Source organism: Enterobacter cloacae complex sp. HYC033_NIDB (assembly GCF_056673335.1).
Genome location: NZ_CP115123.1, coordinates 4,254,622 through 4,272,083, shown reverse-complemented (window position 1 = coordinate 4,272,083; position 17,462 = coordinate 4,254,622). Strand labels below are relative to the sequence as shown.

General features: G+C 58.5%; 12 protein-coding genes. 8 read left to right on the top strand and 4 right to left on the bottom strand.

What is annotated here, in order from left to right:
• The first annotated feature begins 54 nt into the window (after positions 1–54).
• The 6 genes from hscB (at position 55) to sseB (ending at position 5,232) form a co-directional block, all read left to right on the top strand.
• On the top strand, positions 55–570 hold the full coding sequence (gene hscB / locus O1721_RS20395) for a co-chaperone HscB (RefSeq protein WP_003860657.1): 516 nt from the start codon (positions 55–57) through the stop codon (positions 568–570).
• Between the two features lie 14 nt (positions 571–584).
• Complete coding sequence (gene hscA / locus O1721_RS20390; RefSeq protein ID WP_032668555.1) at positions 585–2,435, top strand: Fe-S protein assembly chaperone HscA; 1,851 nt, start codon at positions 585–587, stop codon at positions 2,433–2,435.
• A gap of 1 nt (position 2,436) precedes the next feature.
• Entirely contained in the window at positions 2,437–2,772 is a 336-nt protein-coding gene (gene fdx, locus O1721_RS20385) for an ISC system 2Fe-2S type ferredoxin (protein ID WP_003860652.1), read from the top strand.
• 1 nt (position 2,773) lies between these two features.
• Positions 2,774–2,974 carry a Fe-S cluster assembly protein IscX gene (gene iscX / locus O1721_RS20380; protein ID WP_003860650.1) on the top strand — a complete coding sequence of 67 codons (201 nt, stop codon included), beginning with the start codon at positions 2,774–2,776 and terminating at the stop codon, positions 2,972–2,974.
• 53 nt (positions 2,975–3,027) lie between these two features.
• Positions 3,028–4,314, top strand: a complete 1,287-nt coding sequence (gene pepB, locus O1721_RS20375; protein ID WP_032649094.1) for an aminopeptidase PepB — start codon at positions 3,028–3,030, stop codon at positions 4,312–4,314.
• Between the two features lie 141 nt (positions 4,315–4,455).
• Positions 4,456–5,232: an enhanced serine sensitivity protein SseB gene (sseB, locus tag O1721_RS20370; RefSeq protein ID WP_032649091.1), complete on the top strand. Its 777-nt coding sequence runs from the start codon at positions 4,456–4,458 to the stop codon at positions 5,230–5,232.
• A gap of 17 nt (positions 5,233–5,249) precedes the next feature.
• On the opposite strand, the gene O1721_RS20365 is transcribed toward sseB, so the two are convergent.
• The 4 genes from O1721_RS20365 to O1721_RS20350 all read right to left on the bottom strand — a co-directional run bounded on the left by O1721_RS20365 (position 5,250) and on the right by O1721_RS20350 (position 9,879).
• The gene (locus tag O1721_RS20365) at positions 5,250–6,020 is read right to left on the bottom strand and encodes a MurR/RpiR family transcriptional regulator (RefSeq protein WP_032649089.1); all 771 of its coding nucleotides are present in this window, start codon (positions 6,018–6,020) and stop codon (positions 5,250–5,252) included.
• Positions 6,020–6,865, bottom strand: a complete 846-nt coding sequence (sseA, locus tag O1721_RS20360) for a 3-mercaptopyruvate sulfurtransferase (RefSeq protein WP_032649086.1) — start codon at positions 6,863–6,865, stop codon at positions 6,020–6,022. Before sseA ends, O1721_RS20365 begins: the two co-directional genes overlap by 1 nt.
• A gap of 89 nt (positions 6,866–6,954) precedes the next feature.
• On the bottom strand, positions 6,955–8,322 hold the full coding sequence (locus O1721_RS20355; RefSeq protein ID WP_032649084.1) for a 6-phospho-alpha-glucosidase: 1,368 nt from the start codon (positions 8,320–8,322) through the stop codon (positions 6,955–6,957).
• Between the two features lie 12 nt (positions 8,323–8,334).
• On the bottom strand, positions 8,335–9,879 hold the full coding sequence (locus tag O1721_RS20350) for a PTS transporter subunit EIIC (protein ID WP_032649082.1): 1,545 nt from the start codon (positions 9,877–9,879) through the stop codon (positions 8,335–8,337).
• A 286-nt stretch (positions 9,880–10,165) separates the two neighbouring features.
• Here O1721_RS20350 and O1721_RS20345 point away from each other — a divergent pair, with 286 nt between their 5' ends.
• Both O1721_RS20345 and pbpC read left to right on the top strand, forming a co-directional pair.
• The gene (locus tag O1721_RS20345; protein WP_032649080.1) at positions 10,166–15,118 is read left to right on the top strand and encodes an alpha-2-macroglobulin family protein; all 4,953 of its coding nucleotides are present in this window, start codon (positions 10,166–10,168) and stop codon (positions 15,116–15,118) included.
• A 1-nt stretch (position 15,119) separates the two neighbouring features.
• Complete coding sequence (gene pbpC, locus O1721_RS20340; RefSeq protein ID WP_032649078.1) at positions 15,120–17,447, top strand: peptidoglycan glycosyltransferase PbpC; 2,328 nt, start codon at positions 15,120–15,122, stop codon at positions 17,445–17,447.
• The last annotated feature ends 15 nt before the right edge of the window (positions 17,448–17,462 follow it).

Below are 17,462 nucleotides of genomic sequence, written 5' to 3'. Positions count from 1 at the left end.
CCGTGGCTTTGCTACGCGTGGGGTTTGTTCTAACAGGCTACCCCTGAGATTGTTATGGATTACTTCACTCTCTTCGGACTACCCGCTCAATACCCGATCGATCTCCAGGCGCTGACGGTCCGTTTTCAGGATCTACAGCGTCAGTACCATCCGGATAAATTCGCCAGCGGAACGCAGGCAGAGCAGCTGGCCGCGGTATCACACTCCGCAACCATCAACCAGGCCTGGCAAACGCTGCGTCATCCGCTGGCGCGTGCAGAATATCTGCTCTCGCTCCACGGTTTCGATCTGGCGAGCGAACAGCATACCGTGCGCGACACCGCCTTTCTGATGGAACAGCTGGAGCTACGCGAAGAGCTGGATGAAATTGAACAGGCTAAAGACGAAGCGCGTCTGGAAAGCTTTATCACGCGCGTAAAGGGCATGTTCGATACCCGCCATCAGCAGATGGTGGAGCAACTGAACAACGAGACCTGGGACGTGGCGGCAGACACTGTGCGCAAACTCCGTTTTCTCGATAAACTGCGAAGCAGTGCTGAACAACTCGAAGAAAAGCTGCTCGATTTTTAATTTCGGAAGCAATTATGGCCTTATTACAAATTAGTGAGCCTGGCTTAAGCGCCGCACCGCACCAGCGTCGTCTGGCGGTAGGTATTGATCTGGGCACCACCAATTCTCTCTTGGCGACCGTGCGTAGCGGCCAGGCGGAAACGCTGGCTGACGAGCAGGGGCGCCATCTGCTGCCTTCCGTGGTCCACTACCAGCAGCAGGGTCACGCGGTCGGGTTTGATGCCCGCGCTAACGCCGCGCGCGATCCGGCCAATACCATCAGCTCGGTTAAGCGCATGATGGGCCGCTCGCTGGCTGATATCCAGACCCGTTACCCGCATCTGCCGTATCAGCTTCAGGCCAGCGAAAACGGCCTGCCGATGATCGCGACCGCGGCCGGTCTGCTGAACCCGATTCGCGTTTCTGCTGACATCCTTAAAGCGCTGGCGGCACGCGCCACGGCGACGCTCGGCGGCGATCTGGACGGCGTGGTAATCACCGTTCCGGCCTACTTCGACGATGCACAGCGTCAGGGCACAAAAGACGCCGCGCGTCTGGCGGGCCTGCACGTGTTGCGTCTGCTGAACGAACCGACGGCGGCGGCCATTGCCTACGGCCTCGATTCCGGTCAGGAAGGGGTGATTGCGGTTTACGATCTCGGCGGCGGGACGTTTGATATCTCCATCCTGCGCTTAAGCCGCGGGGTGTTTGAAGTGCTGGCGACCGGCGGGGATTCCGCACTGGGCGGTGATGACTTCGACCATCTGCTGGCGGACTACATTCGCGAGCAGGCGGGCATCAGCGATCGCAGCGATGCGCGCGTGCAGCGTGAACTGCTGGATGCGGCCATCGACGCCAAAATCGCGCTGAGCGATGCGCAGACGGTTACCGTAAACGTTGCGGGCTGGCAGGGTGACATCACCCGCGACCAGTTCAGCGAACTGATTGCGCCTCTGGTTAAACGCACCCTGATGGCCTGCCGTCGCGCGCTGAAAGATGCGGGCGTTGAGGCTAACGAGGTGCTGGAAGTTGTTATGGTGGGCGGTTCGACCCGCGTGCCGCTGGTGCGCGAGCGCGTGGGCGAATTCTTTGGCCGCACGCCGCTGACCTCCATCGACCCGGACAAAGTGGTTGCCGTGGGGGCCGCAATCCAGGCCGATATTCTGGTCGGCAACAAGCCGGACAGCGAAATGCTGCTGCTGGACGTCATCCCGCTGTCTCTGGGTTTAGAAACCATGGGCGGCCTGGTGGAGAAAGTCATTCCGCGTAACACCACCATTCCGGTGGCGCGCGCGCAGGAGTTTACCACCTTCAAAGACGGCCAGACCGCGATGTCCATCCACGTGATGCAGGGCGAGCGCGAGCTGGTGCAGGACTGCCGCTCTCTGGCGCGCTTTGCGCTGCGCGGCATTCCGGCGCTGCCAGCGGGCGGGGCGCATATTCGCGTCACCTTCCAGGTGGATGCGGACGGCCTGCTGAGCGTCACGGCGATGGAAAAATCGACCGGCGTGGAATCGTCCATCCAGGTGAAGCCGTCCTACGGCCTGACCGATGGCGAAATCGCCTCCATGATTCAGGACTCAATGAGCTACGCCGAGCAGGATGTGAAGGCGCGTATGCTGGCCGAACAAAAAGTGGAAGCCGCCCGCGTGCTGGAAAGCCTGAACGGTGCGCTCGCTGCCGATGCCGCGCTGTTAAGCGCCGCTGAGCGCCAGGTCATTGACGACGCTGCCGCGCGCTTAAGCGTAGTCGCCGAAGGCAATGACGCTGACGCAATAGAAGAAGCCATTAAAAACGTTGATAAACAAACCCAGGACTTCGCTGCTCGCCGCATGGACAAATCTGTCCGCGTCGCGCTGAAAGGCCAGTCCGTGGACGAGGTTTAATATGCCAAAGATTGTTATTTTGCCTCATGCGGACCTCTGTCCGGATGGCGCAGTTCTGGAAGCGAAGACCGGTGAAACCATTCTCGATGTAGCCCTGCGTGCAGGTATCGAAGTGGAACACGCCTGTGAAAAATCCTGTGCCTGCACAACGTGCCACTGCATCGTGCGCGAAGGTTTTGATTCTCTCGCCGAGAGCACCGAAGACGAAGACGACATGCTGGATAAAGCATGGGGTCTGGAGCCAGACAGCCGCTTAAGCTGCCAGGCTGCGGTGACCGATGAAGATCTGGTCGTGGAGTTCCCACGCTACACCATCAACCACGCACGCGAGCATTGATATGGGACTGAAGTGGACAGACAGCCGTGAAATCGGCGAAGCGCTCTACGACGCGAACCCGGATCTCGATCCGAAGACCGTACGATTCACCGACATGCATCAGTGGATTTGCGATCTGGAAGATTTCGACGACGATCCAAACGCATCCAATGAAAAAATTCTGGAGGCGATTCTGTTAGTCTGGTTAGATGAAGCAGAGTAAATCACTTAACGGGCTGCCTTCAGGCGGCCCGTTTGCTAATAAGGATAAATAAAATGACCGAAGCGATGAAGATTACGCTCTCCACGCAGCCAGCCGACGCACGCTGGGGCGAAAAAGCCACCTACAGCATCAACAACGACGGTATTACCCTGCACCTGACGGGCAATGATGATTTGGGCCTGATCCAGCGCGCCGCGCGTAAAATTGACGGCCTTGGCATTAAGCATGTGTCGCTGGAAGGCGAAGGCTGGGACACCGACCGCAGCTGGGCATTCTGGGCAGGCTACAAAGGGCCGAAAGGCACCCGCAAAATCGAGTGGGCGAACCTCGACGAAGCCGGTCAGAAAGAGCTGGAAAGCCGCCTGAAAATTATCGACTGGGTACGCGATACCATCAACGCCCCGGCGGAAGAGTTAGGCCCTGAGCAGCTGGCGCAGCGCGCGGTTGACCTGCTGTGCGGCGTGGCGGGCGACAAGATGTCTTACCGCATCACCAAAGGCGAAGACCTGCGCGAGCAGAATTACATGGGTATCCACACCGTGGGCCGTGGTTCTGAGCGTCCTCCGGTCCTGCTGGCGCTGGACTACAACCCAACCGGCGATAAAGAAGCGCCGGTCTTTGCCTGTCTGGTCGGGAAAGGCATCACCTTCGACACCGGCGGCTACAGCCTGAAGCAGAGCGCGTTCATGGACTCTATGAAGTCCGACATGGGCGGCGCGGCGACCATTACCGGCGCGCTGGCGTTCGCCATCACACGTGGTCTGAATAAGCGCGTGAAGCTCTACCTGTGCTGCGCGGACAACATGGTGAGCGGCAACGCCTTCAAGCTGGGCGACATCATTCGCTACCGCAACGGTAAAAACGTCGAAGTGATGAACACCGACGCCGAAGGCCGTCTGGTGCTGGCCGATGGCCTGATCGACGCCTCTGCCCAGAAGCCGGAGCTGATTATCGATATGGCGACCCTGACCGGCGCGGCGAAAACCGCCCTGGGTAACGACTACCACGCGCTGTTCAGCTTCGACGACAAGCTGGCCGCTCGCCTGCTGGCCAGCGCGGCGGCGGAAAACGAACCGTTCTGGCGTCTGCCGCTGGCCGAGTTCCACCGCAGCCAGCTGCCGTCTAACTTTGCCGAGCTGAACAACACCGCGAGCGCGGCGTACCCGGCGGGGGCCAGCACAGCAGCAGGCTTCCTGTCTCACTTCGTTGAGAACTACCATGAAGGCTGGCTGCACATTGACTGCTCCGCAACCTACCGTAAAGCAGCGGTTGAGCAGTGGTCTGCGGGTGCGACCGGTCTGGGTGTGCGTACCGTGGCGAATCTGCTGACGGCTGAGTGATCTTTTTTGCCGGGTAGCGCTACGCTTACGCGCGCCTTCGGAGTCATCATATTGCCCGGCGGCGCTGCGCTTGCACGGGCCTACGGTTTTGTAGGCCGGGTAAGCGAAGCGCCACCCGGCGTTTTTTGAAGTAGCCAAACTATGTCAGATACCAAAAACGAATTAGAAACCCTGCTGGAGCAGGCGGCGACCGAGCCCGCCCACCGTCCGGCCTTTTTCCGCACGCTGCTGGAATCCACCGTATGGGTGCCGGGCACCGCGGCGGAAGGGGAGCAGGTTGTCGAAGACAGCGCGCTGGATCTGCTGCACTGGGAGAAAGACGACGGCACGTCGGTGATCCCGTTCTTTACCTCGCTCGAGGCCTTGCAGGAAGCGGTAGAAGACGAACAGGCGTTCGTGGTGATGCCGGTGCGCACGTTGTTCGAAATGACCCTGGGGCAGACGCTGTTCCTCAACGCCAAACTGCCGACCGGGAAAGAGTTTACTCCGCGCGAAATCAGCCACCTGATTGGTGACGAGGGCAACCCGCTCAGCACTCAGGAGGTGCTGGAAGGGGGCGAAACGCTGCTGCTGTCTGAAGTGGCCGAGCCGCCCGCGCAGATGATTGACTCCCTGACCACGCTGTTTAAAACCATCAAGCCGGTGAAACGCGCGTTCCTCTGCTCCATCAAAGAGAGCGCTGACGAAAAGCCTGTTCTGCTGATAGGGATTGAGGCCGACGGCGATATAGACGAGATCATCCAGGCGGCGGGAAGCGTAGCAACCGACACCCTGCCGGGCGATGAGCCGATTGATATCTGTCAGGTGAAGAAAGGGGAGAAGGGGATCAGCCACTTTATTACCGAGCACATCACCCCGTTCTACGAGCGTCGCTGGGGCGGCTTCCTGCGCGATCTCAAGACCAACCGCATTATCTGATTACGGCGGGGTGATCTTCACCCCGTTGCTTCCAGCAGCAGTAAATCCATCAGCAGCACCAGATTCGACTCAAACGACGTCACCCCTGCGGCTTCGGCGGCGAAATGTACCGCTTCGTCATAGAGGGCAAAATGCACGTCCGCCATACCCGCCAGCGTATTGGCCGATGCGCGGGTAAACGCGACGATGGTCATGCCGACGTTTTTGGCGATCCGCGCTTTATCCAGTACCTGCTCCGTTTCGCCGCTGCGCGAAACGGCAATAAACACCTGATAGCGCGCGGCGTTGCTGAGAAAAATATTCCGGCTGTCCCCCGGTCCGGAGATGAACGCCGTTTTTCCCAGCACCTGCAACTTCTTGGTCAGGTACTCGGCAAAAAGATACGAAAACCCGGCGCCGTAGAGAAAGAAGCTCTCTTTCTGGCGCAGCAGGCTGGCAAACTGCTGACGTTTGTCCTGGGTAACCCACTGGAAGGACTGCTGATAGTTGGCAATGAACCGGGCAAAAAGCGCGGGCATTTCCGCATGTTGCTCAGGCTGTACGGTGATATGCGGCGTGTCAGAAAGCAACTGCTTGCAGTGCCAGATAAACTCGCTAAAGCCGCTAAACCCCAGCTTCTGGCACAGCCGCATAATCGTCGCGGTGGAGACAAATGTTGCCTGCGCCAGCTCGCGCACCGTGATGTTGCCCACCAGCAGCGGATGCTCAGTGAGGTGGGCGAGGACGCGATACTCCGCGCGGGTCAGCGACGACCCGCGCGTTAACAGCGTTGCCAGGCGGTTATCCATTATTTCGCCGGTTCAACCGGCAGATCGTCTCGTGCACCCCATTCACTCCAGGCGCCGTCATACAGAGTCACGTCATTTGCGCCAAGGGTTGCCAGCGCCAGGATCACCACGCAGGCCGTCACGCCGGAGCCGCAGCTGGCAATAACCGGACGATGCAAATCCACGCCCTGACGTTCAAAAATGGCACGTAATTCATCGGTGGTTTTCAGCTCGCCTTCAAACACCAGATCGCCCCACGGCACGTTCAGCGCCCCCGGGATATGTCCGCGTTTCAGTCCCGGACGCGGTTCATCCGCTTCTGCGTTGAAACGTGGAGCGGGACGCGCATCGACGATTTGCGCCGTCTTTTCGTGGCTAACGACCAGCACGTCGGTCAGGCGCTTGACCACGTTAGCGTCAAACGTGGCATCAAATTCCCCTTCCGGCAGCGTGACGTCACCCTGCTGAAGCGGTAGTTCGTCGCGCTTCCAGCCTGCAAGTCCGCCCGCCAGAATCGATACTTTTTCCACGCCGAAGTTTTTCAGCATCCACCACGCCCGCGGCGCGGAAAACAGATTACCTTCATCGTAAACAACAAGATGTTTATCTTTGCTGATGCCCAGCTCGCGCATCGCCACGGAAAACGCTTCCGGGCGAGGCAGCATGTGCGGCAGGGGAGAGGTGTGATCGGAGAGGGCTTCGATATCAAAAAATACCGCGCCCGGCAGGTGCCCTGCACGGTATTCAGCGGGAACATCACGATGCTCCTGGCCCGGAGGGGCCATGCGCGCGTCGATAATCTGAACTTCCGGATCGTCGCCGTGCTCAATCAGCCAGTCGGCAGCGACAAAATATGAGGTGGACATGGTTGCCTCCATTCTTTTCCGTAAAAAAGGATTGTCGGTGTTTTTTCTGACACCGACAAGCTAACCACGTTCAACTCGCGAGCAAGCCCCTATTTTTTCACCGCTTCACCGTCCTGCCAGGCCTTTTGCAGCGCAGGCCAGTAGTCGCGGTTGGCGTCGATCATCTCATCCAGAATCGCTTTCGCGTGCTCCATGGTCGGCACGGTGCGGTTCAGAGTAAACGCCTGCAACGCTTTCTCGTAGCTGCCTTCGATGGTTGCCTCAACCAGCAGCTGTTCAGAGGCGAGCTGCTGTTGCAGGAGCGTCTGGTGGAACAGCGGCACCTGACCCACGCGGACAGGCTCCGGCCCTTCGGAGGTGATATAGGCAGGCACTTCCACCACCGCATCGTACGGCAGGTTGGTAATCGCTCCGCGGTTTTCCACCATCACCAGATGGCGTTGGCGCAGGTTGAACGCCAGCGAACAGGCGACATCGACGATAAATTCGCCGTGAACACCTACGTGGAAGGCGTCCGGTAAAATTCCGCTGAGCTGGTACTCTTCGGCGGCGGCAAACAGCTTTTTCTCACGCCCGTTCATCACTTCGTTGGCGCGGGTATAGTCCGGGTTCTGATGCTCCACAATCTGGTTCGGCATCAGGTAGTACTGTAGATACGGGTTCGGCAGGTACTCCGGGAAGTTATCCATAATCGGTTTGATGTTGCGCCAGGTTTTCACCCACGACGGATCCGAGTGCTGCGGGTCGGTTTTCGCGGCATCTTCCGTCAGCAGGCCAAACTTCGCGATATGTTTACGCAGCTCCGGCAGCTTGTCCTCGCCGTCCACCCGCACGCGGGTAAACCAGCCGAAGTGGTTGAGGCCGAAATAGTCCACCTCCAGTTTATGACGATCCACGCCCAGAATGGCGCCCATATTGCGCATCGCGGCGACAGGCATATCGCAGATATTCAGCACGCGTGCGTTGGGACGCAGGCGACGCACGCCCTCGGCGACGATCGCCGCCGGGTTGGAGTAGTTTACGATCCACGCCTTTTCGTGCGCGTAGCGTTCCACCCGATCGATCAGCTCGACCATCGGCAGGATAGTACGCAGGCCATATGCCAGCCCGCCGGGTCCGCAGGTTTCCTGGCCGACCACCCCGTGGCGCAGCGGGATCTTTTCATCCTGCTCGCGCATTTTGTACTGCCCGACGCGCATCTGGGCAAAAACAAAATGCGCGCCGCTGAAGGCCACTTCCGGATCGCTGGTGACGGTGAATTTGATGCTCTGGCTGTGGTCGCGAATAACCTTCTCCACCACGGGCGCAATGGTGTTCTGGCGCGCCTCGTCAATGTCATACAGGCGGATCTCTGCCAGAGGGAAATCGTGCAGACGTACCATCAGGCTTTTCACAATACCTGGCGTGTAGGTGCTACCGCCGCCGGCAATCGACAGAATAAATGGGGGTGTAAACATCTTTAGCTCCTTTCAGAGAAACGTCTCAACGGCTTCTCGCATTTTTTTGACATGCAGCCCGTAGACCACCTGAACGTTGTTACCTTGTTTGATAATCCCTTTCGCGCCGGTCGCTTTCAGGCGCGGTTCGTCGATGATGGCGACGTCCTTCACCGTGACGCGTAAGCGGGTGTAGCAGTTATCTACCACCTCTATGTTTTCCCGACCGCCCAGACCCACCACGATGGATTCGCCCAGCCCGTCGTTATTGCCCTTCGCCTGGTACTCCTGCTTGCTGTAAAGGCGCGTCTCCTGGTCCTCATCCTCACGGCCCGGCGTTTTCATGTTGAAGCGCAGGATCAGGAAGCGGAACACCACGAAATAAAGGGCGAACATGATCAGCCCGACCACGATGTACATGGGCCAGTTGGACTTCTCCGTGCCGAGCGGCAGGTTGTAGAGGATGAAATCGATAATCCCGTTGGCGCCGATGGCGTGAACGCCAAACAGCGAGAACAGCATCATGCCGATACCGGTCAGCACCGCATGCACCACGAACAAAAGCGGGGCGACAAACAGGAAGGAGAACTCAATCGGCTCGGTTACGCCGACCAGCAGCGAGGTCAGCGCCGCCGGGATCAGAATCGCTTTCGCAATCGCTTTACGCTCTGGCTTCGCGGTCATGTACATCGCCAGCGCGGCGGCAGGAAGGCCGAACATCTTGCTGATGCCGCGCGCATCCCACACTACGGTGCTGCTGAGCTGCTTCACGTCCGGGCAGGCCATCTCGGCGAAGTAGATATTGCGTGCGCCCTGATAAACCGTACCGCACACCTCCTGCGTACCGCCCAGTTCGGTATACAGGAACGGCGTATAGACCAGATGATGCAGGCCCGTCGGCACCAGAATGCGTTCAAGGAAACCGTAGATCGCCACGCCAAACGGACCGGACCCTTTGATCGCCAGCGCCAGGGCGCTTATTCCATGCTGTGCGTACGGCCAGAGTTCGCTCATGACCACGCCGAGCAGCATAGAGACAGGCAGCATTACAATCGCGACAAAGCAGTGGCCGGAGTAAATCGCCATCGCGCCGTTAAACTGGACACCGGAATATTTGTTGTACAGATAACCGGAGAGCGCCCCGGTCAGGATCCCGGCGAAAACGCCCATCTCCAGCACCTGAACGCCCAGCACCATGCTTTGTCCGGCGGCTTTCATCTGTTCCGCCGGGGCCAGTTCCCCCTGAAGCTGTAACGTCACGTTCATCGCGTTAATGAATACGATAAAGGTCACCAGCCCAATCAGCGCCGCGTAGCCTTTATCTCGGGTTGCCAGACCAATGGGGATCCCAACGGCAAACACCAGCGCCAGGTTGACCAGCACCGATACGGCAGATTTGGCGATCAGCTGGCCGACACTCTGGATCAGCGGGTGGCCGAGAAACGGCAGGTACTCGGCCAGATTGCCGTTACCCAGCACATTCCCAAAGGCGATAAACAGACCGACGATGGGTAAGATAAGTACAGGTCCGTAAAGTGATTTTCCGAAATTTTGTAGGGCGTTCACGGCTCGTTTCATGGCTTTCTCTCTTATTGAACCGCGCACTCGGGGTGCGTCATGGTCATAAAACTAGCAGGCCTGATGCGAGCTTATCCAGCTATCTTCTTGTTTTAAAAACAAATGACGCGAAAGGTAACATGTTACGTTACGCTGTGTGATCGCGGTTCCAACACGGTGTGGCAGCGTGATGCCAATCTGCGAGGCGCTTTCCAGATTATAAAATTGGACTTTTTGTATTAACGAAACTTGCGGATAATACTTATCCGGACGACGACCAACAGGCCCCTCAGGCCAGGGACATAGGATGAAACCGTTTCGCTTAGCTGCGATCTCTCTCGCGCTGCTCACCACCTTTACGCTTGTCGGCTGTGATAACAGTGATGACAAACCTCAGGCCGCTGCCCCCGCAGCGTCTACTGCATCAGAACAGAAAACCCCGGCAACACCGGATCCTGACAAGCTGGCTAAGCTGGCCGCGCAGAGTCAGGGTAAGGCGTTGACGCTGCTGGATGCCTCTGAAGTGCAACTCGACGGCGCCGCGACGCTGGTTCTGACCTTCTCTGTACCGCTGGATCCCAGCCAGGATTTTGCGAAAACGGTACATGTGGTGGATAAAAAAAGCGGCAAAGTGGACGGCGCCTGGGAACTGGCCCCCAATCTGAAAGAGCTGCGCCTGCGCCATCTGGAGCCGAATCGTAATCTGGTCGTCACCGTCGAACGTGATTTGCTGGCGCTGAACAAAGCGACATTCGGCATTGACTATGAAAAAGCGATCACCACCCGGGATGTTGAACCGACGGTCGGATTCGCCAGCCGCGGATCGCTGCTGCCGGGTAAGGTGGTGGAAGGGTTGCCGGTGATGGCGCTCAACGTCAACAATGTGGATGTGAACTTCTATCGCGTGAAGCCGGAGTCGCTGGCCTCGTTTGTCAGCCAGTGGGAGTACCGTAACTCGCTGACCAACTGGGAATCTGACAACCTGCTGAAGATGGCGGAACTGGTCTACACCGGCCGTTTCGACCTCAACCCGGCGCGCAACACGCGTGAAAAACTGCTCCTGCCGCTTAAAGATATTAAGCCGCTCCAGCAGTCTGGCGTCTATATCGCCGTGATGAATCAGGCTGGTCACTATAACTACAGTAACGCCGCGACGCTCTTTACCTTAAGTGATATTGGGCTGTCCGCTCACCGTTATCATAACCGCCTGGACATCTTCACCCAGAGTCTTGAAAACGGTGCGGCGCAGTCAGGCGTGACCATTACCCTTCTGAACGATAAAGGGCAGACCCTGGCCGAGGCAAACAGCGACGCCGATGGACATGCGAAACTGGAAACCGATAAAGAAGCCGCGCTGATCCTGGCCAGTAAGGATGGCCAGACCACGCTTCTTGACCTCAAACTTCCGGCGCTGGATCTGGCGGAGTTTGATATCGCCGGTAACCCGGGTTACAGCAAACAGTTCTTTATGTTTGGCCCGCGCGATCTCTATCGTCCGGGTGAAACGGTGATCCTGAACGGCCTGCTTCGCGACAGCGATGGCAAACCGCTTCCCGATCAGCCGGTAAAACTTGACGTGCTGCGTCCGGACGGACAGGTGGCGCGTACGGTCGTTGTGCAACCTGAGAACGGCCTTTATCGCTTCAACTATCCGCTCGATAGCGGCGCCCAGACCGGCATGTGGCATATTCGCGCGAATTCGGGCGATAACCAGCAGCGCATGTGGGATTTCCACGTCGAAGATTTTATGCCTGAGCGTATGGCGCTGAATCTGACCGGGCAAAAAACGCCGGTTTCCCCGCAGGATAATGTCGACTTTAACGTTGTGGGCTATTACCTGTATGGCGCGCCAGCTAACGGCAATTCTCTGCAAGGCCAGCTTTTCCTGCGTCCGCTACGTGACGCGGTGCCTGCGCTGCCTGGCTTCCAGTTTGGGGATATTGCCGAGGAGAACCTGAACCGCAGCCTGGATGAAGTGCAGCTTACGCTGGACGAACAGGGGCGTGGGCAAGTTACCACCGAAAGCCAGTGGAAAGAGGCGCACTCGCCGCTGCAACTGATTTTGCAGGCCAGCCTGCTGGAATCAGGTGGGCGTCCGGTAACGCGACGCGCCGAGCAGGCTATCTGGCCTGCGGCTGAACTTCCAGGGATCCGCCCACAGTTCGCCAGCAAGGCCGTTTACGACTACCGTACCGATACCACCGTCAATCAGCCGATTGTCGATGAAAACGGCAACGCCAGCTTTGACATCGTCTATGCCGATGCCAGCGGGACGAAAAAAGCGGTATCCGGTTTGCAGGTGCGTCTGATCCGTGAGCGTCGCGACTACTTCTGGAACTGGTCCGAGAGTGAGGGCTGGCAGTCCCAGTTTGATCAAAAAGATCTGGTTGAGGGCGAACAGGAGCTAAACCTCAAGGCCGATGAAACCGGTAAAGTCACCTTCCCGGTGGAGTGGGGCTCATACCGTCTGGAAGTGAAAGCCCCTGATGACATGGTCAGCAGCGTGCGCTTCTGGGCGGGGTACAGCTGGCAGGATAACAGCGATGGCACGGGCGCTGCACGCCCGGATCGTGTGACGCTGAAACTGGACAAGCCATCCTATCAGCCAGGCGATACCATCAACCTGCATATTGCAGCGCCAGCCGCAGGCAAGGGCTATGCAATGATCGAGTCCAGCGAAGGACCGCTGTGGTGGAAAGAGATCGACGTGCCAGCAAACGGTCTGGATCTCGCCATTCCGGTGGATAAGGCCTGGAAACGTCACGATCTCTACCTCAGCACGCTGGTGGTTCGTCCTGGCGATAAATCCAAATCCGCCACGCCAAAACGGGCGGTTGGCCTGCTGCATTTGCCAATGGGAGACGAAAATCGGCGCCTGAACATCGCACTGGATAACCCGCAAAAAATGCGTCCGAACCAGACGCTTTCTGTGAAAGTGAAAGCCAGCGTAAAAGAGGGGACTGTGCCACAGAAGGTGAACGTGCTGGTCTCGGCTGTCGATAGCGGCGTGCTGAACATTACCGACTACGTCACGCCGGATCCGTGGGAAGCTTTCTTCGGTCAGAAGCGCTATGGCGCGGACATCTATGATGTTTACGGCCAGGTGATTGAAGGTCAGGGACGTCTGGCCGCACTGCGCTTTGGCGGAGACGGCGATGAACTGAAACGCGGCGGTAAGCCACCGGTGAACCATGTCACCATAATTGCCCAGCAGGCGCAGCCGGTTACGCTTGATGCCAACGGCGAAGGCACCATCACGCTGCCGATTGGCGATTTCAACGGCGAACTGCGTCTGATGGCGCAGGCCTGGACGGAAGACGATTTCGGCAGCAACGAAAGCAAAATAATTGTAGCGGCACCGATTATTACCGAGCTTAATACGCCGCGATTCCTCGCAAGTGGCGATACCTCTCGCCTGACGCTGGACCTGACTAACCTGACGGACCAGCCGCAAACGCTGAACATTGCGTTAACCGCAACCGATAAGTTGTCGCTCGAAGGCGCTCAGCCAGAGCCGGTTAAGCTGCCGCCTGGCGCACGTACCACGCTGTTTATTCCGGTGCGTGCCCTGGAGGGCTATGGCGATGGGGAAGTGACTGCTCAGGTGACGGGACTTCAGCTCCCTGGTGAGACGTTTGCGCCGCAGCAGAAGAGCTGGAAAATTGGCGTGCGTCCCGCATTCCCGGCGCAAACGGTGAATACGGGCACGATGCTGAACCCTGGCGAATCCTGGAGTGCGCCAGCACAGCATATCGCCGGTTTCTCGCCTGCCACGCTACAGGGGCAGCTGTTGCTCAGCGGTAAACCACCTTTGAACCTGGCGCGCTACATTCGTGAACTTCAGGCCTATCCGTATGGATGTCTTGAGCAGACCACCAGCGGCCTGTTCCCGTCCCTCTACACCAACGCGGCCCAGCTGAAGGCACTGGGCATTAAAGGCGACACCGACGATAAACGCCGTGCGGCCATTGATATCGGGATCTCCCGTCTGCTGCAAATGCAGCGTGACGATGGCGGTTTTGCCTTGTGGGATAAAAACGGTCCGGAAGAGTATTGGCTGACCGCATACGTCACGGACTTCCTGGTACGGGCAGGTGAGCAGGGTTACAGCGTGCCTGCCGAGGCAGTGAATAACGCCAACAGCCGACTGCTGCGCTATTTACAGGATCCGGGGATGATGTCCATCCGCTACAGCGACGACACCCAGGCCAGCAAATTTGCTGTTCAGGCGTACGCTTCGCTGGTGCTGGCGCGTCAGCAAAAAGCGCCGCTCGGTGCGCTGCGTGAAATCTGGGATCGCCACGCTCAGGCTGCTTCCGGGCTTCCGTTGATGCAGCTGGGCATGGCACTCAAACTGATGGGGGATGCACCGCGCAGCCAGCAGGCGCTGGATCTGGCTCTCAAAACTCCCCGTAACGACAGCCGAAACTGGATGGCGGATTACGGCAGCCAGCTGCGTGATAATGCCCTGATGCTCTCCCTGCTGGAAGAGTACAAGCTGCTGCCGGATGCGCAAAACAGGCTGCTGAACGCGTTATCTGAAGACGCGTTCAGCCAGCGCTGGCTGTCTACCCAGGAGAGCAATGCGCTGTTCCTGGCCGGACGTTCACTGCAAACCTTGTCAGGTGCGTGGCAGGCAACGACCACCCTCTCTGAACAGACCCAGAGCAGTGATAAAGCGCAGGTAGAAAACCTGAACAGCGCTCAGCTTGATGCGTTGCAGGTGACGAATACCGGCACTACGCCGCTGTGGGTACGACTGGACACTACTGGCTATCCGGAGTATGCGCCTCAGCCATCCTCTAATGTCTTGCAGATTGAACGTCATATCCTGGCGACAGACGGCAGCAGCAAGTCGCTCTCTTCTCTGAAGAGCGGTGAACTGGTTCTGGTATGGCTGAAAGTGAAGGCCAGCCAGAACGTGCCGGATGCGCTGGTGGTGGATCTGCTCCCGGCAGGTCTGGAGCTGGAAAACCAAAATCTGGCGAGCAGCAGCGCCAGCTTGCAGGACAGCGGCAGTGAAGTGCAAAACCTGCTCAATCAGATGCAACAGTCTGATATTCAGCACATGGAATTCCGCGACGATCGCTTTGTGGCCGCGGTGCCGGTCAATGAAGGTCAGCCGGTCACGCTGGTTTACCTGGCCCGTGCCGTTACGCCGGGAACCTACCAGGTGCCTGTTCCGATGGTCGAGTCCATGTATGTTCCGCAGTGGCGGGCAACGGGGGCGGCCAGTGGCCCGCTGATCGTTGTTCCGTAAAATGCGGATAGCACGCCTGATTCGCTCCCGCTGGCTGTGGCTGGCGGGAGCGCTTCTCGTTTCAGGGGGGCTGATTGTCGTCGCTGACCGCGTGTGGCCGTTGCCCCTGAAAGAGGTCAACCCTGCGCGAGTGGTGGTGGATGAGCAGGGTGTTCCGCTGTGGCGTTTTGCCGACAGCGAAGGCATCTGGCGCTATCCGGTTACCATTGAAGAGGTTTCACCACGCTATCTCGAGGCGCTGATCCAGTATGAAGATCGCTGGTTCTGGGATCACCCGGGCGTCAATCCGCTTTCTGTACTGCGTGCCGCCTGGCAGGATCTCATCTCCGGGAGAGTGGTTTCCGGCGGGAGCACGCTTACCATGCAGGTGGCGCGTCTGCTGGATCCGCATCCGCGTACCTTTGGCGGTAAAATTCGTCAGCTGTGGCGGGCGATGCAGCTGGAGTGGCATCTCTCCAAGCGTGAAATCCTGACGCTGTATCTTAACCGTGCCCCGTTTGGCGGCACGTTGCAGGGCGTGGGCGCGGCAAGCTGGACTTACCTTGGCAAACCGCCGTCTCAGCTGAGCTATTCCGACGCGGCGCTGCTGGCTGTACTGCCACAGGCACCCAGCCGTCTGCGCCCGGACCGCTGGCCGGAGCGTGCCGAAGCGGCGCGTAACAAAGTGCTCGACCGCATGCTGACTCAGGGCGTCTGGTCAGAGAAGCAGGTGAAAGAGTCCCGTGAAGAGCCGGTCTGGCTGGCTCCCCGGCAGATGCCGCAGCTGGCGCCGCTCTTTTCCCGCATGATGCTGAGTAAAAGTCGTGACACAAAAATAGTCACCACGCTGGATGCAGCATTGCAACGACAGCTTGAAGAGCTGGCAATGAACTGGAAATCACGCCTGCCTGCCCGCAGTTCGCTGGCGATGATCGTAGTGGATCATACATCCATGAAAGTGCGTGGCTGGGTAGGCTCGGTAGATATCAATGATGACAGCCGTTTCAGCCACGTGGATATGGTCAATGCGATCCGATCGCCGGGATCGGTCCTCAAGCCATTCATCTATGGCATGGCGCTGGACGATGGTCTGATCCATCCCGCTTCGTTATTACAGGATGTGCCAAGAAAAACGGGGGATTATCGTCCCGGCAACTTTGACAGTGGCTTCCATGGGCCGGTCAGTATGAGCGAAGCCCTGGTGCGTTCCCTCAACCTGCCTGCGGTGCAGGTTCTGGAAGCGTACGGCCCAAAACGTTTTGCCGGAATGCTGAGCAACGCGGGATTACCGCTCATTCTGCCTGCGGGAGCACAGCCCAACCTCTCCCTGATCCTGGGGGGCGCAGGCGCACGGCTGGCTGATATCGCTGCCGCCTATAGCGCCTTTGCGCGTCAGGGTAAGGCGGGCCGACTGCGTATGCAGCCGGGCGATCCGCTGATCGAACGTCCGCTGCTGTCGCAGGGGGCGGCGTGGATCATTCGTCGCATTCTCGCTAATGAAGCACAGCCCCTGCCGGACAGTGCGCTGCCCCAGGTTGCGCCGCTGGCGTGGAAAACGGGCACCAGCTATGGCTACCGGGATGCCTGGGCCATCGGCCTGAATGCCCGCTATGTCATTGGAATCTGGAGCGGACGCCCGGACGGCACGCCCGTTGCCGGTCAGTTTGGTTTCGCCAGCGCGGTACCGCTCCTCAATCAGGTCAATAATATGCTTCAGTCCCGCTCGATGGTGGATGAAGCGCGCCTGCCGCGCGATCCGCGTCCCGCAAGCGTAGGACGGGGCGTGATTTGCTGGCCGGGCGGCCAGTCCCTGCCTGAAGGGAGCGAAAACTGTCGGCGTCGGCTGTCAACCTGGCTGCTGGAAGGCAGTGAACCGCCTACGCTGCTGCTGCCGGAACAGGAAGGTATTCGCGGGATCCGTTTCCCGGTCTGGCTGGATAAAGAAGGCAAACGCGTTGCGGCGGATTGTCCTGATGCGACAGAGAAAGTGCTGGATGTCTGGCCGCTGCCGCTGGAGCCCTGGCTGCCTGCTGCCGAAAAACGGGCTGCTCGTCTTCCCGCCCGTTCAGCTATTTGCCCTCCGCTGGATAACCATAATGCGGCGCCGATGATGTTGTCAGGCGTCAGAGAAGGGGCGGTAATTAAACGTCTTCCGGGTGAGAAAAATATGACCCTTAACGTTTCAACCAGCGGCGGGGAGGGACAACGATGGTGGTTTTTGAATGGCGAACCGCTGGACGGGCATCAGAAGAATTATTCACTGCAATTATATTTGCCGGGTAAATATCAATTAATTGTATTAGATGAAACAGGACAAACGGCGACAGTGAATTTTGAATTAGATCGCTAAGTATTACCCCTCAAG